The 20805-nt window shown below is 64.2% G+C and carries 17 protein-coding genes and 2 pseudogenes; 7 read left to right on the top strand and 12 right to left on the bottom strand.

The genetic code is table 11. From position 1 onward, the window contains the following. The first annotated feature begins 38 nt into the window (after window positions 1–38). The 4 genes from X735_RS154840 (at window position 39) to X735_RS154855 (ending at window position 4010) form a co-directional block, all read left to right on the top strand. Window positions 39–611, top strand: coding sequence for a cytochrome b (locus tag X735_RS154840; RefSeq protein WP_023810599.1), 573 nt, complete (start codon window positions 39–41; stop codon window positions 609–611). 68 nt (window positions 612–679) lie between these two features. Further along, window positions 680–1255 carry a YceI family protein gene (locus X735_RS154845; RefSeq protein ID WP_023810598.1) on the top strand — a complete coding sequence of 192 codons (576 nt, stop codon included), beginning with the start codon at window positions 680–682 and terminating at the stop codon, window positions 1253–1255. 69 nt (window positions 1256–1324) lie between these two features. Next, window positions 1325–2311 (top strand): Gfo/Idh/MocA family oxidoreductase, encoded by a 987-nt coding sequence (locus X735_RS154850; protein ID WP_023810597.1) that lies wholly within the window; start codon window positions 1325–1327, stop codon window positions 2309–2311. 40 nt (window positions 2312–2351) lie between these two features. Continuing rightward, window positions 2352–4010, top strand: a complete 1659-nt coding sequence (locus X735_RS154855) for an FAD-binding dehydrogenase (RefSeq protein ID WP_023810596.1) — start codon at window positions 2352–2354, stop codon at window positions 4008–4010. Between the two features lie 28 nt (window positions 4011–4038). Here X735_RS154855 and X735_RS154860 read toward each other — a convergent pair whose 3' ends face one another. The 7 genes from X735_RS154860 to X735_RS154890 all read right to left on the bottom strand — a co-directional run bounded on the left by X735_RS154860 (window position 4039) and on the right by X735_RS154890 (window position 11880). Next, on the bottom strand, window positions 4039–4977 hold the full coding sequence (locus X735_RS154860) for an alpha/beta hydrolase (protein WP_023810595.1): 939 nt from the start codon (window positions 4975–4977) through the stop codon (window positions 4039–4041). 208 nt (window positions 4978–5185) lie between these two features. Then, window positions 5186–5968, bottom strand: a complete 783-nt coding sequence (locus tag X735_RS154865) for a carnitinyl-CoA dehydratase (protein ID WP_023810594.1) — start codon at window positions 5966–5968, stop codon at window positions 5186–5188. After that, window positions 5961–8039: an acetate--CoA ligase family protein gene (locus tag X735_RS154870; protein ID WP_023810593.1), complete on the bottom strand. Its 2079-nt coding sequence runs from the start codon at window positions 8037–8039 to the stop codon at window positions 5961–5963. Before X735_RS154870 ends, X735_RS154865 begins: the two co-directional genes overlap by 8 nt. 3 nt (window positions 8040–8042) lie before the next feature. After that, a complete protein-coding gene (locus tag X735_RS154875; protein ID WP_023810592.1) occupies window positions 8043–9206 on the bottom strand; it encodes an acyl-CoA dehydrogenase in 1164 nt (387 codons plus the stop codon). Window positions 9207–9210: 4 nt separating this feature from the next. Next, window positions 9211–10314 (bottom strand): carnitine 3-dehydrogenase, encoded by a 1104-nt coding sequence (locus X735_RS154880; protein ID WP_023810591.1) that lies wholly within the window; start codon window positions 10312–10314, stop codon window positions 9211–9213. Continuing rightward, window positions 10311–10940: an HD domain-containing protein gene (locus X735_RS154885; protein ID WP_023810590.1), complete on the bottom strand. Its 630-nt coding sequence runs from the start codon at window positions 10938–10940 to the stop codon at window positions 10311–10313. Before X735_RS154885 ends, X735_RS154880 begins: the two co-directional genes overlap by 4 nt. Window positions 10941–10962: 22 nt before the next feature. Then, the gene (locus tag X735_RS154890; RefSeq protein ID WP_023810589.1) at window positions 10963–11880 is read right to left on the bottom strand and encodes a 3-keto-5-aminohexanoate cleavage protein; all 918 of its coding nucleotides are present in this window, start codon (window positions 11878–11880) and stop codon (window positions 10963–10965) included. A gap of 77 nt (window positions 11881–11957) precedes the next feature. Between X735_RS154890 and X735_RS154895 the strand changes: the two genes are divergently transcribed. Beyond that, window positions 11958–12938: a GlxA family transcriptional regulator gene (locus X735_RS154895; protein ID WP_023810588.1), complete on the top strand. Its 981-nt coding sequence runs from the start codon at window positions 11958–11960 to the stop codon at window positions 12936–12938. Between the two features lie 14 nt (window positions 12939–12952). Here X735_RS154895 and X735_RS154900 read toward each other — a convergent pair whose 3' ends face one another. The 3 genes from X735_RS154900 to xylA all read right to left on the bottom strand — a co-directional run bounded on the left by X735_RS154900 (window position 12953) and on the right by xylA (window position 15388). Next, entirely contained in the window at window positions 12953–13156 is a 204-nt protein-coding gene (locus X735_RS154900) for a hypothetical protein (RefSeq protein WP_023810587.1), read from the bottom strand. A 177-nt stretch (window positions 13157–13333) separates the two neighbouring features. Further along, entirely contained in the window at window positions 13334–13810 is a 477-nt protein-coding gene (locus X735_RS154905) for an N-acetyltransferase (RefSeq protein WP_023810586.1), read from the bottom strand. A 252-nt stretch (window positions 13811–14062) separates the two neighbouring features. Next, window positions 14063–15388, bottom strand: a complete 1326-nt coding sequence (gene xylA, locus X735_RS154910) for a xylose isomerase (protein ID WP_023810585.1) — start codon at window positions 15386–15388, stop codon at window positions 14063–14065. 112 nt (window positions 15389–15500) lie between these two features. Here xylA and X735_RS154915 point away from each other — a divergent pair, with 112 nt between their 5' ends. After that, on the top strand, window positions 15501–15863 hold the full coding sequence (locus tag X735_RS154915; RefSeq protein WP_023810584.1) for a nuclear transport factor 2 family protein: 363 nt from the start codon (window positions 15501–15503) through the stop codon (window positions 15861–15863). A 197-nt stretch (window positions 15864–16060) separates the two neighbouring features. Here the strand turns inward: X735_RS154915 and xylB are convergent, their stop codons facing one another. Continuing rightward, window positions 16061–17515 carry a xylulokinase gene (gene xylB / locus X735_RS154920; RefSeq protein ID WP_023810583.1) on the bottom strand — a complete coding sequence of 485 codons (1455 nt, stop codon included), beginning with the start codon at window positions 17513–17515 and terminating at the stop codon, window positions 16061–16063. An 82-nt stretch (window positions 17516–17597) separates the two neighbouring features. Continuing rightward, window positions 17598–18921 (bottom strand): annotated as a pseudogene (locus X735_RS1000000170385) (tetratricopeptide repeat protein). A 226-nt stretch (window positions 18922–19147) separates the two neighbouring features. On the opposite strand from X735_RS1000000170385, the pseudogene X735_RS154925 reads away from it, so the two are divergent. Further along, window positions 19148–20805, top strand: a pseudogene (locus X735_RS154925) (autotransporter outer membrane beta-barrel domain-containing protein); the annotation flags it as partial.

Raw genomic sequence — 20805 nt, 5'->3', positions numbered from 1 at the left:
TGGTGGAAGAAAACCGGCATCGCGGTCGTTCACCAACGATGCAAACATCGATCACCAATAGCACGACCAGCTACGGCTGGGGCGCGATCATTCTCCACTGGCTGATTGCGCTCATCTTCATCGGCCAGTTCGGACTCGGCTTCGTCATGGTGCGGCTGACCAGCCAGCGCACCGCCTTCGAACTGATCCAGCTGCACAAATCCTTCGGTTTTCTGCTGCTCGGCCTGATCGTCCTGCGCATCGCCTGGCGCCTTGGCAATGTATGGCCGCCGCTGCCGCGCTCGGTCGGGACTCTGGAGCGTCGGGCGGCACCGTTGGCCCATTTTGCGCTCTACGCGTTCCAGCTTGCCTTGCCCTTGTCCGGCTGGGCGCTGGTGTCGGTCTCGATGCTGGAGATTCCCAGCCTGCCGTTCAACCTGTTCATCATGCCGAACCTGCCGCTGGCCGAATCGGATGGTGCCGAAAGCTTCTGGGCGGCGGCGCACTGGTATCTCGGCTATGCCGGCATGGCTCTGGTCGCGCTCCACGTCGCGGCGGCACTGCGGCATCATTTCCAGCTCAGGGATGGCGTGCTCACGCGCATGATCACGCCTTCGTCAGATCCGGAATAGAGCGAGCGGTTCATTCGTTCATGGAGTGAGGGCGCAAGAAATGCGCTGCCTCCAACAAGGAACATCCCATGTACACGCGCATCCTCGGATTTGCGGCGGTCGCCGCTTGCCTTGCCATGCCTGTTTCAGCGGCCGTCGCGCTTGGTGACGCCGCCGGCAGCTATTCGATCAGCCCGGCCAGCTCCAGCATCCGCTTCTCCATCGACAAGGTCGGCGGCGGCGGCCTCAATGGCGCCTTTGCCCGCTTCAAGGGGTCGATCCGCATCGACAACAGCGATGTCGGGCGCTCGCAGGTCAATTTCACCATCTTTCCCGAAAGCGTCGGCACCGGCCAGGGCCGTATCGATGCCTTCCTGCGCTCCGACGCGGTGTTCGATGCCGCCAAGAACCCGGAAATCCAGTTCCGCTCGACCAGTGTGACCCGAACCAGCGACACCACGGCCCTGGTCTCCGGTAGGCTGACGGCGCGCGGCAAGACGTTCCCGGAAAAATTCACGGCCGAGCTTGGCGGTCTCAAGGCTGGCACCATAAAATTCCATGTCACCGGCAAGGTGTTGAGGTCACGCTACGGCATGGATGTCGGCACGCCGATCTATTCCAACATCGTCGACTTCGACATGACGCTGACCGGCAAAAGGGGCTGACCCTCGTCATTGGCTTTTCCGGCAATTTCGGGCAAACCTCGTGGCCTGTAATCGTGATGGAGAAGCCTGATGTTCCGATGGGGTGTGTTGTCGACGGCCAAGATCGGCCGCGAGCATTTGTTGCCGGCCATGGTCGAGGCGGAGAACGGCGTGCTGTCGGCGATCGCCAGCCGCGACCTGTCGAAGGCCAAGGCGCTCGCCGACCGCTTCGGCGCGCGCCATGCCTTCGGCTCCTATGAGGAACTGCTTGCCTCCAATGAGGTCGACGGCGTCTACATCCCGCTGCCGACTTCGCAGCATGTCGAATGGACGGCAAAGGCCATCGAAGCCGGCAAGCACGTGCTGGTCGAAAAGCCGCTGGCGCTCGACGCCAACGACATTCTTCCGCTGATCAAGCTGCGCGACCAGAAAAAGGTGCTGGTCTGCGAGGCCTTCATGGTCATCTACCACCCGCAATGGATCAAGGTACGCGACCTGATCGCCAGCGGCGCCATCGGCCGGCTGCGCCATGTGCAGGGTGCCTTCTCCTACTACAATGTCGACCCCAGCAACATGCGCAACCAGCTCGACCTCGGCGGCGGCGCGCTGCCCGACATCGGCGTCTACCCGACCGTGTCGACGCGCTTTTCGACCGGCAAGGAGCCGCTGCGCGTGCAGGCGACGATCGAGCGCGACCAGAAATTCGGCACCGACATCTACTCCTCGATCCGCGCCGATTTCGGTGACTTCGAACTGTCCTTCTACCTGTCGACGCAGATGGCGGCGCGCCAGGTCATGGTGTTCCACGGTGAGAAGGGTTTCATCGAGTTGTTCTCGCCTTTCAATGCCGGGCTCTACGACCACCACCGCGTCGAACTGCACAACCAGAACCACTCCGAGGCGCAGGTGTTCCGCTTTCCCGGCACGCAGCAGTACCGGCTGGAGGTCGAGACCTTCGCGCGTGCGGCACAGGGCGGCAAGGAGCGCGTCTTCACGCTGGAGGAATCTGTGCTCAACCAGAAAGTCATCGATGCGATCTTCCGCGCCGGCGGCACGGACGGCTGGGAGACCGTCTGACCGCTTGCAATAAAGTAACCGGCTAATTCTGGGAGGAAAGATGGCTGACGATGCGGACGTGATCATTGTCGGCGCTGGCCTTGCCGGGCTGGTTGCCGCCGCCGAGCTTGCCGAGGCCGGCAAGAAAACCATCATCGTCGACCAGGAGCCGGAGCAGTCGCTCGGCGGCCAGGCGTTCTGGTCGTTCGGCGGCCTTTTCCTCGTCGATTCGCCCGAGCAGCGGCGCATGCGCATCCGCGATTCGCATGACCTGGCGCTGGAAGACTGGCTGGGCACCGCGGCTTTCGATCGGCCCGAGGATTTCTGGCCGCGCAGATGGGCGGAAGCCTATGTCGGCTTTGCCGCCGGCGAAAAACGATCCTGGCTGCTGCAGCGCGGCCTGAAGTTCTTTCCCGTGGTCGGCTGGGCCGAGCGCGGCGGCGGCAATGCCATCGGCCACGGCAATTCGGTGCCGCGCTTCCACATCACCTGGGGCACGGGACCGGGAGTGCTCGAACCTTTTGTCCTACGCGTGCGCGAGGCGCAAAAGCGTGGATTGATCAGCTTCAAGTTCCGGCACCGAGTCAATGAACTGACACGGACGGGCGCTGTTGTAACCGGCGTGCGTGGCGACATCCTGCAGCCCAGCGCTGTCGAGCGCGGCCACAAGAGTTCGCGCGAAATATCAGGCGATTTCGAGCTTCACGCCCAAGCGGTGATCGTCGCCTCCGGCGGCATCGGCGCCAACCATCAACTGGTGCGGGAGAATTGGCCCAAGCGGCTTGGCACGGCGCCCAAGCGCATGATCACCGGTGTGCCCGACCATGTCGACGGCCGAATGCTGGCGATCACCGAACGGGCCGGCGGCTCGATCGTCAACCGCGACCGCATGTGGCACTATGTCGAGGGCATCAGGAACTGGTCGCCGATCTGGACCGACCATGCGATCCGCATCCTGCCCGGCCCGTCATCGCTGTGGCTCGATGCGCGCGGCAAGCGCTTGCCGGTGCCGCTCTATCCCGGCTTCGACACGCTGGGCACGCTCTCCCACATCATGAGCACCGGCTTCGATTATTCCTGGTTCATCCTGACCAAGAAGATCATCCAGAAGGAGTTCGCGCTGTCGGGCTCAGAACAGAACCCGGACCTGACCGGCAAGAGCTGGCGCCAGGTGCTCGGCCGCGCCACCTCGGGCATTCCGGGTCCGGTCAAGGCGTTCATGGAAAGAGGTGAGGATTTCATCGTCGAGGCCGATTTGCCGGCGCTGGTCGCGCGCATGAACGCGCTTGCCGGCGGTGAGCCGCTTCTTGAGGTGGCCCAGGTCGAGCGCGAAATCCGCGCCCGCGACCGGCAGCTGGACAACCCGTTCTCCAAGGACATGCAAATCAGCGCCCTGCGCGGGGCGCGCGCCTATCTCGGCGACCGCCTGATCCGCACGGCCAAGCCGCACAAGATGCTCGATCCGGCAAACGGCCCGCTGATCGCGGTGCGCCTCAACATCCTGACCCGCAAGACGCTGGGCGGCCTGCAGACCGATCTCGACAGCCGCGTGCTGGGTGCCGATGGCCAGCCGGTTGCGGGGCTCTACGCTGTCGGTGAAGCCGCCGGTTTCGGCGGCGGCGGCGTGCATGGCTACGCGGCGCTTGAGGGTACCTTCCTCGGCGGCTGCATCTTTTCCGGCCGCAGCGCCGGCCGGGCGGCGGCGGCGGCCGTGCAATAAGGTCCAAACCGCGAGACGATAAAACCGCTCACCAGAGCCAGGCGCCCTGTCCAAGGGCGGCCACCGCATCGACGATCCGGGTAAAACTCGCTCGGGCGCGGCCCACCGTGTGCCGGGCTCTGAGATAGCCATGCACCAGCCCTGGTTCCTCGAACCAATATGCCCGTCCGCCGGCCGCGACGATGCGGTCGCGATAGGCTTCGCCGTCGGACGACAGGGGATCGCATTGCGCGGTGATCAGCACTGTCGGCGGCAGGTTGGCAAAATCGGCATCGGCAAGCGGCGACTGCGTGATGTCGCCGGTGCCGTCTTGCCCGCCGGTGCGGATGTTCTTGTAGAATTCGAGATCGCGCGTGGTCAGCATCGGCGCTTCGGCATGCGTTATGTACGATCCTTGCGACCGGTCGCCGCCGAGGCCGGGATAGATCAGAACCTGGCCGATCGGCCTTTTCGAATGGCCGCGCGTTGCATGGCTGACGGCGGCGCAGAGATTGCCGCCGGCGCTGTCGCCGCACAGCAGGATCGGGTGCGAAGGGGTCGCGGCGGCCCATTCGAAAGCGCTCATCAAATCGTCGAAGGCGGCCGGATGCAGATGTTCAGGCGCCAGCCGATAATCGACCGAGACCACCTCATAGCCGGTGCGGGCACAAAGCTCGGCGCAGACATCGTCATGGCTGTCCAGTCCGCCGAGGATGAAGCCGCCGCCATGGACATAGAGCACCGTCACGGCTGCCTGGAGTGGGCTTCGATAGATACGGGTCGGGATATCGTGCGTGGACGTCGCGATGGCTGAGGTTTCGACAGCAACGCCGTCGGGATAGCCGGCAAAGAATTCGCGGCACATGCGGTCGTAGATCTCGCGCTGCTGCGCGATCGTGTAGTCGATTGTATCCGGCGGGTAATAGGAATTGGTGCGCTCGATGAAGGCCCAGGTCTCGGCGTCGATGAGGGTTTTGTAGTCGGTCATGAGTGAGGCTGCCGAAGTCGAACCTGGGCACCCCCCTCTGGCCTGCCGGCCATCTCCCCCGCAAGAGGGGAGATTGGCAGTTTCGATCGCGGTGCTCTTCTTGCAACGTTGACGATTGGCGAAAGCAGAAACGACATCCAATCTCCCCCCTTGCGGGGGAGATGCCCGGCAGGGCAGAGGGGGGTGTGACGGGACGCCATCGTTCCCACTACTTCCCCTTCCACACCGGATCGCGCTTTTCCGCAAACGCACGAAAGCCTTCCATGCCGTCCTCGGAGCCGTAGAGTGCATCGACCGTCGCCAACTGGCGCCGCGTCACCCTGTTCATCGCATCCTGGAAGGTCAGCGCCTCGGCCACGCGCGCCGTCTCCTTGATCGCGGCAAACACCAGCGGCGGGCCGCCGGCCAGCAGCCGGGCGATCTCCCAGACGCGCTCCTCGAGCTTCTCCTTGGGCAGCACTTCGTTGACCAGGCCCCAGCGATGCGCTTCAGCGACATCCATCCAGCGGCCGGTCAGCAGCAGGTCCATGGCGACATGGTAGGGGATGCGCTTCGGCAGCTTGATCGTTGCCGCATCGGCCAGCGTGCCGGCGCGGATTTCGGGCAGCGCGAAGGAGGAATGGCCGGAGGCGTAGATGAGGTCGCAGGAAAGCGCCAGTTCGAAGCCGCCGCCCACCGCCATGCCGTTGACGCAAGCGATCACCGGCTTGTTGAGGTCGCGCAATTCCTGTAGCCCGGCAAAGCCGCCGACGCCATAGTCGCCGTCGACCGCATCGCCGCCTGCAGCGGCCTTCAAATCCCAGCCGGCGCAGAAGAACTTGTCGCCTGCGGTCTTGACGATGGCGACGCGCAATTCCGGATCGTCTCGGAATGCCTTGAAGGTCTCGCCCATCAGCCGCGAGGTCTTCAGGTCGATGGCGTTGGCCTTGGGCCGGTCGAGCGTGACTTCGAGGATGGTGCCCTCGCGGCGGGTCGAAATGACGTCAGACATTCTTGTTCTCTCCCAGCACCAGCAGTGCGTCGGCGATCCAGGCGCCCTTGCCTTCGGCGCAGACGATCAGCGGGTTGATGTCGAGTTCCTCGATCTCGCCGGCATTCTGCTGCACGAAGGCGGCAATGCCCGAGATGGCGTCGATGGCAGCGGCGACATCGGCTTTCGGCCGGCCGCGATAGCCTTCGAGCAGCGGGAACAGTCTCAGGCCGCGAAGCGCCGCCTCAATATCGTCGCGCGTCGCCGGCAGCATCAGCGTGACGCTGTCGCGCAACAATTCGACCAGCACGCCGCCGGTGCCGAGCGTCATCACCGCGCCGAACATCGGATCGCGGGTGAAGCCGACAATGAGTTCGGCGACACCGTCGCGCACCATGCGCTCGACATAGAGCCCGGTGCCGAGCGGCAGCAGGTCATGCGCTGCGGTGCTGACGGATTCGGCATCCCTGAGATTGAGCCTGACAGCGCCAACTTCGGATTTGTGAGTGACGCCGAGCGCCTTCAGCGCCACCGGGAAGCCGAGCGCCATGGACGAGATCACCGCCTCGACCGCATTGGCGGCGCGTTCGCCCTTCGGCACCGGCAGGCTGGCCTTGATCAGCCGTGACTTCGCCTCGGCCTCATCGGGCGTGACGTGGTCACCGCCAGGCGCACCGGATGCGGACGTGTCGATCGGCTGCGCCTGCGGCTCGTGCCACGCCCAGCCGATGAAGGCTGCCGCCTGGGCGGCGTCCATGGCTTCGGAAATGCCGAACAACGGCACCATGCCGCGTGCCATCAACTCGGCGGTGTATTCCTCCGGCAGGTTCTCCGGCAGCGAGGAGACGATCGCGCCGTGCGCTTTATTGGTCTTCAGTGCCGATTCGAAGGCGCGCAGCGTCGCCCACCAATCGGTGACCGAGCAGCGGTCGGGGCGCGGGAAATCGAGCACCAGCATGTTGAGGTCGAAGCCGCCCGACACCATGGCGGTGAAGGTGGCGGTCATCGCCGGCTCGTTGTTCCAGATGAAGGTGTGATAGTCGAGCGGGTTGGCGACCGCGACCAGCGGCCCGAGCGTCGATTTGACATGGGCGCGGTGGCTGTCGATCAGCACAGGGAAATTGACCCAGCGCCCTTCGGCGCTGTCGGCCATGACGGAGGCCTCGCCGCCGGAGCAGCTCATCGACGACAGCCTATAGCCTGGCAGCGGGCCGGTGATGTGCAGCAGCTTCAGCGCCTCGATGAAGGCGGGGATCGAATCGACTCTCGCAATGCCGAGCCGCCGCAGGAACGCACCCGAGGCCGCGTCCGAGCCGGCCAGCGAGGCGGTATGCGAGACAGTCGCCTGCCTGGCCTGTTCGGAACGGCCGACCTTCATGGCGATGATCGGCTTCTTCAGCTCGCGCGCCCGTGCCGCCAGCCGCTCGAAGCCGGCTACCGAATCGAAAGCCTCGATATGCAGGCCGAGCGACGTGACCCGCTCGTCCTCGATCAGGCCGAGCGCCATTTCGGACAGGCCGGTCTGCGCCTGGTTGCCGGCGGTCATCAGGAAGGCGATCGGCAGGCCGCGCCTTTGCATCGTCATGTTGATGGCGATGTTGGAGGACTGGGTGATGATGGCGACGCCCTTGCCGCCCTCGGCCAGTCTTATCCCGCCATGCTGGTCGGGCCACAGAAGCGCGCCGTCGGCATAATTGATCAGGCCGTAGCAATTCGGCCCGATGATCGGCATCGAGCCGGCCGCCCCGACCAGCTCGGCCTGCAGCCGCTCGCCGTCGTCGTCATAGGCCTCGGTTTCGAGGAAGCCGGCGGCAAAGCAGACGGCGCCGCCGGCGCCGCGTTCGGCCAGCGCCTTGACCACCTCTATGGTCAAATGCCGGTTGACGCCGACAAAGGCGGCGTCCGGCGCGGCCGGCAGGTCGGCGACCGAGCGATAGGCCTTGCGGCCGGCGACCTCGTCCTTGGTCGGATGCACCGGCCAGATCTCGCCGGCAAAGCCCATCTTGATCGATTGCGCGACGACGGCTGCAGCCTGCGCACCGCCGAATACGGCAATCGACTTCGGCCGCAGGAGACGCTCAAGTTTATGCATATGTTATGCCCCAAACGGACGCAGCAGCGCCCGTGAAATGATGTGGCGCTGGATTTCCGACGTGCCCTCCCAGATGCGCTCGACGCGGGCGTCGCGCCAGATGCGCTCCAGCGGCAAATCGTCCATCAGCCCCATGCCGCCATGGATCTGGATCGCTTCATCGGCAACGTATGCAAGCATTTCGGTGGCCTTCAGTTTGGCCATGGCCATGTCCTGGTCGGTGACTGTGCCCTGATCGTACTTCCAGCCGGCTTCGAACACCATCAGGTCGGCGGCCTTCAGTTCGGTCGCCATGTCGGCAAGCTTGAACGATACGCCCTGGAACTTGCCGATCTGCTGGCCGAATTGCTGGCGCTGCGCGGCATATTCGACGGCATGGCCAAGCGCCCGCTCGGCGCGGCCGAGGCAGGTGGCGCCGACCTGCAGCCGGGTGGCGCCGAGCCAGGAATTGGCGACGTCGAAACCCTTGTGGACTTCGCCCAACACTTGGGCGGCGGGCAGCCGGCAATCGTCGAATTCGAGGATGGCGTTGGTGTAGCCGCGATGCGAGACGTTGCGGTAGCCATCGCGGACGGTGAAGCCCTTCGTCCCTTTGTCGACGAAGAAGGCGGTGATCTTCTTGCGTTTGCCGCGCGGCGAATCCTCTTCGCCTGAGGCCATGAAAACGATGGCAAAGTCGGCGAGGTCGGCGTGGGAGATAAAATGCTTGGTGCCGTTCAGCACCCAGTCGTCGCCGTCCTGCACCGCCGTCGCCTTCATGCCGCGCAAATCGGAGCCTGCGCCCGGCTCGGTCATCGCCAGACAGTCCCATTTCTCGCCGCGGATGCAGGGGAACAGATACTTCTCGCGCTGCTCGGGCGTGCCGGCCAAGAGGATGTTGGAGGGCCGCGCCACGCAGGTCCAGTGCAGCGCATAGTTGGCGCGGCCGAGTTCCTTTTCGTAGAGCAGCCAGGTCACCGTATCCAGGCCAGCGCCGCCGACATCGGCCGGCATGTTGGCGGCATAGAGCCCGGCTTCGATCGCCTTGACCTTGATCTCCTCGATCAGGTCGCGGCGCAGCACGCCGGTGCGCTCGACCTCGCGCTCATGCGGGTAAAGCTCGTTCTCGACGAACGCACGCGTCGTCTCGACGATGAGCCTCTGTTCCTCCGACAGCCCGAAATCCATGCTCTCAGCCTTTCTTCTTGCCGGTCTTTTTCTTCGGCTTTTCGGCTCTCTTGACCGGTTTCAAGGCTTTGGCCTTCTCGGCCGCCTTGGAGGCCGTGGGCTTCTTCGCCGCCAGCTTGGCCAACTGCCTGGTATAGTCCTTGTGCAGGGCGCCGGCGCCCCAGCCCTTGCCTTTGTTCTGCTTCGACAGCGCATCCATGATGGCGACCAGATTGTCGTCGCGGATCTTTTCCAGTTCGCGGATCGACAGGCCATGCGCCTGGTCGTCCGACTGCGTGGCGATCAGGTCGACCAACTCGTCGTTGAACTCCGGCACATCCATCAGCTTGGTCCATGGCCATTTCAGGCAGGGCCCGAACTGCGCCATGAAGTGGCGCATGCCGGCCTCGCCGCCGGCGACGCGATAGACCTGGAACATGCCCATCTGCGCCCAACGCAGGCCGAAGCCGTAGCGCATGATGTCGTCGAGTTCCTCGACCGTGCAGATGCCGTCCTTGATCAGCCACAGCGCCTCGCGCCATGCCGCTTCGAGCAGGCGGTCGCCGACGAAGGCCTCGATCTCCTTGCGGATGACGACCGGCTTCATGCCGATCGAGGCATACATCTCCTTGGCGACCTCGATCGCCTCGGGAAAGGTCTGCTCGCCGCCCACGATCTCGACCAGCGGCAGGAGATAGACCGGGTTGAACGGATGGCCGACGACCAGCCGCTCCGGATGCTTCTTCATCGCCACCTGCATGTCGGTCGGCTTGATGCCGGAGGTCGATGAGCCGACAATCGCATTGGCCGGCGCGTGGGTATCGATCTCGGCGAGCACCCGGTGCTTGAGGTCGAGCCGTTCCGGCACGCTTTCCTGAATGAAATCGGCATCGGCCACTGCCTCGGCGATGGTCTTGGCGAAGGTCAGCTTGCCCTCCTTGGGCAGGCCGCCGGGCACCATCTGCTTGTAGGCGCGGCGCGCGCCCTTCATCACTTCGCCGACCTTGCGCGACGCCTCGGGATCGGGATCGAAGATCGACACGTCGATGCCGTTGAGCAGCAGCCGCGCCACCCAGCCGGCGCCGATGACGCCGCCACCGATGGCGGCTGCCTTGTTGATGATGCTCATGCGGAAGCTCCGGTTCTGGTCATGGCGGTTGTGGGATCTATGAGCGGCACGCGTTCGCCGGCGCGGATCACGGACGGGTCGTAGGCCTTGCGGGCAAAGGCTTCGAGCACGAAGGGCCGGAAGAATTCGATCGGCAGGGTGTCATAGTCGGGGTCGAAGCTCGACTGGTCCCAGCGTTCGCAAAACTGGTCGCAATCGTCGAAATAGGCGTGGCCGGCAAAGCGGTCGCGCGCATGGCGGTTACCGCCCAGATGATGGGCATAGTAGAGCCGCTGGAAGTCGCCATGCTTTTCCACCACCCAGGTGCATTGTTCGCGCACGAAGGGTTTCAGGATCGAAGCGGCATATTCGTCGTGATTGTATGGCGCGTAAATGTCGCCGATGTCGTGCAGCAGCGCGCAGGCGATCCAGTCGGTGTCGGCGCCGTCGCGCCAGGCACGCGTCGCCGCCTGCAGCGAATGGCCGAGCCGGGTGATCTTGTAGCCCGACAGGCCCGCGTCGAGCTGCACCAGCGCATCGAGCAGCCGCTCGCCTGTCCTTGCCGCATAGTCGATCTCATGCGCGGTCAGGAACTCGTAGTCGTCCCGGTCGCCATCCTTCATCGCGGTGAATTTTACGGTAGTCATGCCGACCCTCCCGATGAATAATTTATGCCGCGATCGGCGCCCGCTTGGTGAGGTTGAGCTTTTGCCGCACCTCTTCCGGCCCAAGAATCCTGGCGCCGAGATTGGTGACGATGCTGGCGGCACGCTCGACCAGCTGCGCATTGGTCGCCAGCACGCCCTTGTCGAGCCACAGATTGTCTTCGAGACCTACCCTGACATTGCCGCCAGCCAGCACCGCCGCCGCGGCATAGGCCATCTGGTTGCGGCCGATGGCGAAGGCCGACCAGTTCCAGGTGGACGGGACATTGTTGACCATGGCCATGAAGGTGTTGAGGTCGTCAGGCGCACCCCACGGCACGCCCATGCAGAGCTGCACCAGCGCATCAGGGTTGAGTACTTTTTCCTCGACCAGCTGCTTGGCGAACCACAGATGACCGGTGTCGAAAGCCTCGATCTCCGGCTTGACGCCGAGCGCCGTCATCATGCCGCCCATGGCGCGCAGCATGCCGGGCGTGTTGGTCATGACATAGTCGGCTTCGGCGAAATTCATGGTGCCGCAGTCGAGCGTGCAGATTTCCGGCAGGCACTGGCGCACATGTTCCATGCGGTTGGTGGCGCCGCCCATGTCGGTGCCTTTTTCGTTGAGCGGCAGCGGCGCTTCCGGCGATCCGAACACCATGTCGCCGCCCATGCCGGCGGTCAGGTTCAGGATGACGTCGACTTCCGCCGCGCGGATGCGCTCGGTCACTTCGCGGTAGAGATGCACATCGCGCCTCGGCTTGCCGGTTTCGGGATCGCGCACATGGCAGTGCACGATCGCCGCACCCGCCTTGGCTGCGTCGATGGCGGAATCGGCGATCTGCTTGGGCGAGCGTGGCACATGCGGGCTGCGGTCCTGCGACCCGCCGGACCCGGTCACGGCACAGGTAATGAAGACCTCACGGTTCATCGCAAGCGGCATGGAACTCTCCTCCGATAGAAACAGACCACAACAATGCCCGACTTGCCGGAAATTGTTTTGCGCTTTACGAAGCTTCCATGACAAAAAGCGAAAAACCGACGATCTTTCGCGCCGAGCGTCTGCCGCTCAAGGTGACGCTGCTGGTGTTTTCCGGCTCGTCGATCATGTGCGTGGCCTCGGCCGTCGATCCGCTGCGCGCCGCCAACCGTATCTCCGGCGAGACCCTGTTCGATTTTCGGCTGGTCTCGGTGACCGGCGAGGCTCCGGTCACCACATGCGGCCTGCCGGTGGCGGTCAGTGGCCGTTTCGACGCGGGCGAGCCAACCGACGTCCTTGTCGTCGTCGCCGGCTTCGGCACCCAGAACTATGCAACTTCGGCTTTGTTGTCCGGACTGCGCCGGGCCGCACGCACGGCGCGTGCTTGCGGCGGTGTCGAGGCGGGCACTTGGCTGGTGGCACGCGCCGGCCTGCTGGAAGGGCGCAGCGCCACCACCCACTGGGAGGACATGGAGGATTTTTCCTCGGCCTTCCCTGGCGTCGATGTCCGCCCGGATCGCTACGTCATCGACGGGCCGGTGTTCACCTCGGGCGGCGCTTCGCCGACCTTCGACCTGATGCTGCATCTCATCCGCACGCGGCTCGGCATGGCGGTGGCGCTCGATGTCGCCAGCGTCTTCATCTATGACCAGGCGCGCGCCGCCACCGACGCACAGCCGCTGGTCTCGCTCGGCCGGCTCGACGGCTACGATCCGCGGCTGGCGCATGCGATCCGGCTGATGGAAGCGCATGTCGACCAGCCTCTGACCATAGAGGCGGTGGCAAAGCGTGCCGGGGTGACGGCACGGACGCTGGAAAGCATCTTTCGCAAATCTATCGGCGAGACACCGGGCGCCTATTACCTCAGGCTGCGCCTCGGCGCCGCGCGCCGGCTGGTGGTCGATACGAGGGTTGCCATGGCCGATATTGCCGGGCGGACCGGGTTCTCGTCCGCCGCCGCATTTTCGAGAGCGTTTTCAAGGACTTTCGGCGAAGCGCCGGTCAGATTGCGGAGGGGGTAGGTTTCAACGGGCGATCACGCCGCGTTCTGACGGTCGCCGTCGATCTGCGAGCGCATCTGCCTGGCCAGACGGGTCTCGAAGCGGCTGGCGACAGCGCGATCCCATTCGTTCGCAATCTTGGCGTCGTCGGATTTCCTCGGCATCGCCATCAGCCGGTCGATGATCGATCCGGCCTCGCCAGGTGAGAGCAGGGCGTCGATTTCACGTTCGTTCTGCATATCGGTTCGCCTCCTTCTTCCTCTCCCGCCACGAGCCAGTCTTATACGAGATTCGTGACGGCAGTTTGAAGGCAAGAGCGAGGTCATTGAAGGGCGTCGAAGGGCAAAACCATGTCGCGGGACCGGGCAATGCGCAAAGCTGTTCCTGCGCCTTGGCAGGTCAGGTCAAGGAGAGATCTACAGCCGCTTTTCGAACAGCACCGTGGTGAAGCCACTGTCCCATTCGTCGTCTGGATAGCGGTTTTTCTCGATATAGCCGACCGCCTTGTAGAGTGCTTGTGCGGGCAGATTGAACGTGTCGGTTTCCAGCCGCGCCTGCGCCAATCCGGCGGCGCCGATCGCCTGTTCGGCGTGGGAAAGCAGCTTGCGGCCGACACCTTGCCCTTGACGGGATGCCGTCACGTGCAGGGCCTCGATGAAATCCGCGCGCCAATGGATCAGGCCGGCGACCTCGCCATCGATCTCGGCAACGGCGAATTCAGGCCAGCTCTGGTCGACATAGCGCCCGCCAATATCCGTCTCGACATAGCGCCGCGCCGCTGCTTCGGTGATGTTCGGCAGCCATGTGCCTTCGAAGGTTTCATGCAGCACCTGCTTCAACGCCGGAATATCGCTCGCCTGCGCCGGGCGCACGATGGTTCGATCCTCTGCCATTTTCCGTCTCCCGCCAATGCATGTCGCCCAAAAGCGCACAGCGATTTTGGGATGGCGACATGCATAAAATAAAGGCTGCCGCACGGGCCCTCTTTCGGCGGCACGCGTGGCATCTTGATCACACGCTGGCTGCCGAAGATCTGTGCGATCCTCGGCAGCCTCGTGCGAAGTGGGCTGACTAGCAGATGGCGATGGCGGCGGCTTTCAGCCAGTGGTGTCGGATGTCGGTCCAGAGATGGAGCGGCGCGCGCCTTACACGTAGCGGTTGACGATATTTTCCAGCAGTTCCTGGCGACCGGACCTCGGCTGCGGCTCGATCTTCTTCTTGACGACGCGCTCGGCGATATCCTCCAGCGTGCGCTTGCCGGCGAGCATCGCCTTGCCCTCGGCCGTGTTCCAGCCGGCATAACGTTCGGCCAGCGGCGCCGATAGCGCCTTGTCCTCGACCATGCCGGCCGCGGCTTTCAGGCCGCGTGCGCAAGAATCCATGCCGCCGATATGGCCGATCAGCAGGTCCTGCGGATCGAGCGACTGGCGGCGCAGCTTGGCGTCGAAATTGGTGCCGCCGGTCTTGAAGCCGCCGGCCTGCAGGACCTGATAGTAGGCCAGCGCCATTTCCGGCACGTTGTTGGGGAACTGGTCGGTGTCCCAGCCCGACTGGTAGTCGTTGCGGTTCATATCGATCGAACCGAAAATGCCGAGCGCATTGGCCAGAGCCAGTTCGTGCTCAAAGGAATGGCCGGCCAGGATGGCGTGGCCCTGCTCGATATTGACCTTGACCTCCTTCTCCAGCCCGAAGCGCTTGAGGAAGCCGTAGACGGTGGCGACATCGTAATCGTACTGATGCTTGGTCGGCTCCTGCGGCTTCGGCTCGATCAGGATCGTGCCCTTGAAACCGATCTTGTGCTTGTAGTCGACGACCATGCTGAGGAACCGGCCGGCCTGTTCCTGCTCGCGCGCGAGGTCGGTGTTGAGCAGCGTCTCATAGCCTTCGCGCCCGCCCCACAGCACGTAGTTTTCGCCCTTCAGCCGCTTGGTGACGTCGATGCAGCTTTTTACCGTCGCCGCCGCGTAGGCAAAGACGTCCGGATCGGGATTGGTGGCCGCACCCGACATGAAGCGGCGATTGGAGAACAGATTGGCGGTGCCCCAAAGCAGCTTGACGCCGGTCTGCTTCATCTTGCCCGCGAAGTAATCGGCGATCTCGTCGAGGCGCGCGGCACTTTCGGAAAAGTCCTTGCCCTCCGGCCGCACATCGGCGTCATGGAAGCAGAAATAGGGCGCGCCGAGCAGCGAGAACATCTCGAAGGCGACGTCCGCTTTCAGTTTTGCCAGCTCCATCGTGTCGGTGCCGCCTGCCTTGGGAAACCACGGCCGGTCGAAGGTCTGGCCGCCGAACGGATCGCCGCCCGGCCAGGCAAAGGAGTGCCAGTAGGCCACGGCGAAGCGCAGATGATCTTCCAACCGCTTGCCGGCGACGACCTCGTCGGGATTGTAGAACCTATAGGCCAGCGGATTGGTCGAATCCGGCCCTTCATATTTGATTTTCTTGATGTCGCCGAAGAATCCGCTGCTCATGATTTCTGTCCTCTCACAAAGTTCTGCCGCCATTACCTCAGGCGTAATTGGTTTCAGGCCAGCGCTGGTCGAAAAAGGTCATGTCAAAGCCACCAAACGAAGGAGACAGACCATGACCGACCTCACCAAGATCGCTGAAAACTACATCACCGCCTGGAACGAAAGCGATGCCGGCCGCCGGGCCGAATTGCTCAAGGCGACCTTCACGGAAGACGTCAGCTATCGTGATCCGCTCATGCAGGGCGACGGCCATGAAGGCGTCACGGCTCTGATCGACGGCGTGCAGCAGCGCTTTGCCGGCTTCCGGTTCTCGCTGAAGGGCACGCCGGATGGTTTTGCCGACAAGATCCGCTTCTCGTGGAACCTCGGACCTGAGGGGACGCCTTCGGTGATCGAAGGTACCGACATCGGAATCATCGAGAACGGCCGCCTGAGGAGCGTCACCGGCTTTCTCGACAAGGTGCCTGCGCAGTAAGGACTTCTGGGGGAGGCGGGCGTGAAGCGCCCCCCTCTGGCCTACCGGCCATCTCCCCCGCAAGGGGGGAGATTGGTTGGCATCCGCGCCTTCGCCAATCACCCACCTTGCAGGACTGGCATACCCGCCAACGCTGCTAATCTCCCCCCCCGCGGGGGAGATGCCCGGCAGGGCAGAGGGGGGTGCCTCGCGCTCACTCACGCGGTCACGCTCTTAATTGCCGGGTACAGCGACCGGTAGCGCTGATATGCATCCGCATACGCCCCAGCGAGCGCAGCGTCCGGTTCAACGGTAGCATCCGTCCTGGGCGCCGTGCACACAGCCAGCGGATCGGCATCCGTTGCCGCAATCAGACCGAGCCGTGCGGCACCAAAGGCGGCGCCGAAATCGCCGTCGGCGGGAATGTCGACAGGCAGTTGAAGCGCGGTGGCAATCGCCTTCAACCAGTAGTGCGAGCGCGAGCCGCCGCCGATCGCCGTCACCCGCGTCAAGGTCGTGCCGGCCGTGGCCAGGGCTTCGAGGCTGTCGCGGAAGGCAAAGGCCACACCCTCCAGCACGGCCTGGGTCAGCACGGCACGGCTCGATTCATGCGCCAGCCCGGTGAACGCGCCGCGAATGGCGGCATCATTGTAGGGTGTGCGCTCACCCGAAAGATAAGGCAGGAAGGACACGCCGCTGGGCGCCTTCAATGTGTCGCCGAGCTGAGCGGTCAATTCGCCGGCGCTCTTCCCGGTGATTTCGGACAGCCAGTTGAGCGAATCCGTCGCCGACAGGATGACCCCCATCTGATGCCAGGTGTTCGGCAGGGCGTGGCAGAAGGTGTGAACCGCGCTAGCCGGGTTGGGCAGGTAGGAAGCGTTGGCGGCAAACAGCACGCCCGATGTGCCGAGCGAGACGAAAGCGTGGCCGGCGCCGACCGTGCCCATGCCGCAGGCCGAGGCCGCATTGTCGCCGGCGCCGCCGGCGATCAGAATGCCGGCCTGGACGCCCCATTTCGATGCCAATTCGCTGCGCAGTGCGCCTGCCTTGTGCGTACCCTCAACCAGCGACGGCATCTGCCTCTCGTCGAGCGACGTCGCTGCGAGCAGGTCCGTACTCCAGCGCCGCTTGCCGACATCGAGCCAGGAGGTACCGGCAGAATCCGACATTTCCGAAATGTGTTCGCCCGAAAGCCAGAGCCGCAGGAAGTCCTTGGGCAGCAGCACTTTTGCGACCTTGGCGAAGAGAGCGGGTTCGTTGTTTTTCACCCAGGCAAGTTTCGGCGCGGTGAAACCGGGAAAGACGATGTTGCCGGTCAGGGCGCGGAAGCGCGGATCGGCGTCGAGCACGGCCGCCTCGGCATGGCTGCGCGTGTCGTTCCACAGGATGCAGGGACGCAGCACCTTGTCGGCGGCGTCGAGCAGCGTGGCGCCATGCATCTGCCCGGACAGGCCAATGCCCTTGACTGCCGCGAGTTCATCCGGATGGGAGGATCTGAGTTCGGCGATTGCGTCTTCGCAGGCCCGGATCCAGTGCTCGGGATTCTGTTCCGACCAGCCGGGATGCGGCCGTGAAACATCAAGCGAACCGTGGCCGGAACCGATGACGGTTTGCCCGGCATCGATCAGCAGCGCCTTGACGCCCGACGTCCCGAGATCGAGGCCCAGATACATGTCTTCCTCCCACGCCAGTTAATTTTTTCGGGTCTCGAAAAAATCTGACTTGGCCAGTTTTTAAAACAAGATCCGCTTCGGGTCAATTCTCCGACAAATCGGCGGCGCGTCGCACAAACAGCGCTGACAGCGGACTGTCGGGCCGCGCCATCGAACGCTCCGCCGTGAGCGCCCTGGCCAGCGCACCGTCACCGGCGCGCAACGCTGCCTCGATCAGCGTCAGGTCGATAACATCGCGCTGAGCGTGGCTGCCGCCGAAGCGATGGGAGATCGAGCGGATCGGCCGGATCAGGCGCACGGCCTCGGTGTAGCTGCCCTCACCGAATGCCTTGATGGCGAGCGTCAGCGGATGGCCGACATCCCGCGTGAAAGCCGCATTGTCATCGCTGCCACGCATGGCCTCGCGCTGCGCCTCGAGCAAAGCGAGGGCCGGCGCATCGAACCCTGCACCGACAAAGGCCATCATCGCGTGGGCATCGTTGAAGGCATAAAGGCCCGCTCCGGCCTTGCGCCAATTGGCGGCAAGCGCTGCCCAGCGGTCGCCGACATCGACGCTGCCCAGGGCGAGCCGCCACAGGACTGCCGAGGCATCGACCATGTTGAGCGCCATCGTCGATTGCACGCTGTAGATAGGGCCGTCATAGAGGGCCAGCACCGCGTCGGTTTCGCCGAGATCGTAATGGAACAGCGCCAGGTGCCACCAATTGTGCACCTGCAGGAAGCTCTCCCTTGTCCACGCTTCCGGGTTGGCCTGCATCCAGGCGATGCCATCCCTTTGCCGGCTCTGCATTTCCATGACATGGGCGACGGCGTGCTGGGCCCAGCCATCGCGCGGCTCCATGTCGACCGCCGCGCGGCCAAGCTGCTCGGCCCTGACATAGTCACCCATTTCCTCCAGCCCGAAGGCCTGCATGCCGAGCATGGCGTGGTAGCCGGGCATGCCGCTTTGCCATGACGGCAGGGGCCCGCGCGATGCGGTCGCGCAGCATGCGTGCATTGCCGGTGAAGAAATCGATCTGGTGGCCGACCTGCAGCGCCAGCCCGTCGCGGGGGGTCTCGATGGTGATGTCCTCGAGAATGCGGCTGGCTTGATGCCATCGTCCGCCGGCGAGATGCCCGAGGGCCGAGACATGCGCCCGCTCGCGCGTGGTCGCGGCAAGCGGCAGTGCGGTCTCATGGCAGGCCTTGGCCACGGCCGTCGCCTCCCGCTCGGTGGCGAGGCCGAACAGATAACCCTTGAAGACATGCGCCATGACGAAGCCGGGATTTTCCGCGATGGCGCGGTCGACGGAGGCTACGGGATCGCCGACGAAGCACTGCAGTTCACGCACTGCCTGGCTGTAGGGGGTGAATCCCGCCTCCGTGGCGCCCGAAAGTGCCAGGCCGAATGCGTCCCTGGTTGCCATGCGATGTCCTTCTGTCGACCCGTGACAGGCCCTCGATCCTTCGGCCCAAACCGATCCTAAAGCATGGGCCACGGCAACGCCAACCGCGCGCTACGCCAGGTCATTTGAGTAGTCTTTGCAGTTTAGCAACCATGCGAGGCAGATTAGGCTTTGTAAAATCGAATGAATTGTGTCTTCATTACGGCGACTGGCGGGGGCTGGAAATCGCGAATCGAGAGGGGACGCGATGCGGCATATGAAGAACTCACTTCCGAACAGTCGTTCGGAGGATGTGCAGGTGGCAGTTGCTTCGCTACGGCGAAAGCCGCAGCCGCTACACCCGTGGCTTATTAGCATCCTCTCAACTACGGCTTTTGCGTTGCTGCCCAACTCCGCCGCGTTTGCCGCATGCGTGCTGGGTCCATCCGCCGGAAACACCGTCTACACCTGTGATAGCGGCGACTCAGGCGGCAGCCTCGCCGATCCCGATGGCGACAACACGCTGAATTTTCCCGCCGGCGGCACCGGGCAGATATCAGGCAACGTGACCTTTGGTGTAGGCACGGACCGCATCGATATGCAGTCAGGCACCATCACCGGCGCCGTCGATCAGGGTGGCGGCACGGATTTCTTCACTATCGGCGCGGGTACCGTCGCCGGCAATGTCCAGCAGGGCGCCGGCATCGACGACTTCAACATGAGCGGCGGCCAGATCGGCTCGCTCAACCAGGGCGACGGCCTCGACACCTTCACCATGACCGGCGGACGCATCGTCGATTTCTTTGACGATGGCGACCGCGCCGTGATGACCGGTGGCCGCATCGGCCGCGTCAACATGAAGCTCGACCAGAATTATTTCAACATGTCGGGCGGCACCATCGACCGCAACCTCGTCACCGGCTTCGACAAGGACACGATCATCCTCTCGGGCGGCACCATCGGCGGCAACATCAGCGTCAGCGGCGGCAATGACAGCGTCACGGTCACCGGCGGTACGGTCGGTGGCGATATACTGATGAGCTTTGGCGCCGACAGTTTCGTCTGGAATGGCGGCGGCATCATCTATGGCGCCGTCGACCTCGGCGGCGACAACGACACCGCCGAACTCAGCAACCTCACCAACGCCAATATCGGTGCCACGGATGCCATATCAGGTGGTGCCGGCACCGATGCGCTGACCCTGGACAACGTCAAACTGGATGGGGTCAGCCGCCTTCAGAACTGGGAAAGCATCGACGCCACCAACGACACCGAGCTGACGATGGACAGCAATCTGGTGCTCGGCGATAGCGGCACCGGCACAGGTTCGCTCAGTGTCGATGCCGCAAGCACGCTCTATGGCGGCGGCTTCAATTCGGCGATCCAGGCGTTTACGGCGGGTCAGTTGGCGCAGGTCACCAATGCCGGCCGCATCGACCTGACCAATGGCAGTACCGGTGCCACCGACAGCCTGACGATTTCGGGCAATTATGTCGGGCTGGGTGGCCTGCTGCTTATCCAGACCGAGCTCGGTGACGATTCCTCCGCATCCGACAAGTTGGTCCTGTCGAGCGGAACGGCTTCCGGTTCGACCGGCATCTCCGTGGTCAATCTCGGCGGCGCGGGGGCTGCGACCACGCAGGACGGCATCATGGTCGTCCAGGCAATCAACGGCGCCACCTCGGGCGCCACGACATTTGCGCTCGACGCCCCGGTCGCCGCCGGTGCCTTCGAATATTACCTGTTCAAGGGCGGCGTCAGCGCCGGCAGCGAGGAGAACTGGTACCTGCGCTCGACGCTGAACACGCCGGCCCCGCCGGCCGCAGCCCCGCCGGTGCTGGAACCTGCTGCGCCGCCGGAACCTGAGCCGCCGGCGGCCGAACCGCCACCGCCGCCGCCCATCGACCCTGCGCCGCCGCCGCCGCC

The sequence above is a fragment of the Mesorhizobium sp. L2C084A000 genome, assembly GCF_000502875.1.
GTDB lineage: Bacteria > Pseudomonadota > Alphaproteobacteria > Rhizobiales > Rhizobiaceae > Mesorhizobium.
Note: the sequence above shows the minus strand (reverse complement) of the source record. Positions and strands in the feature narration are given on the sequence as shown.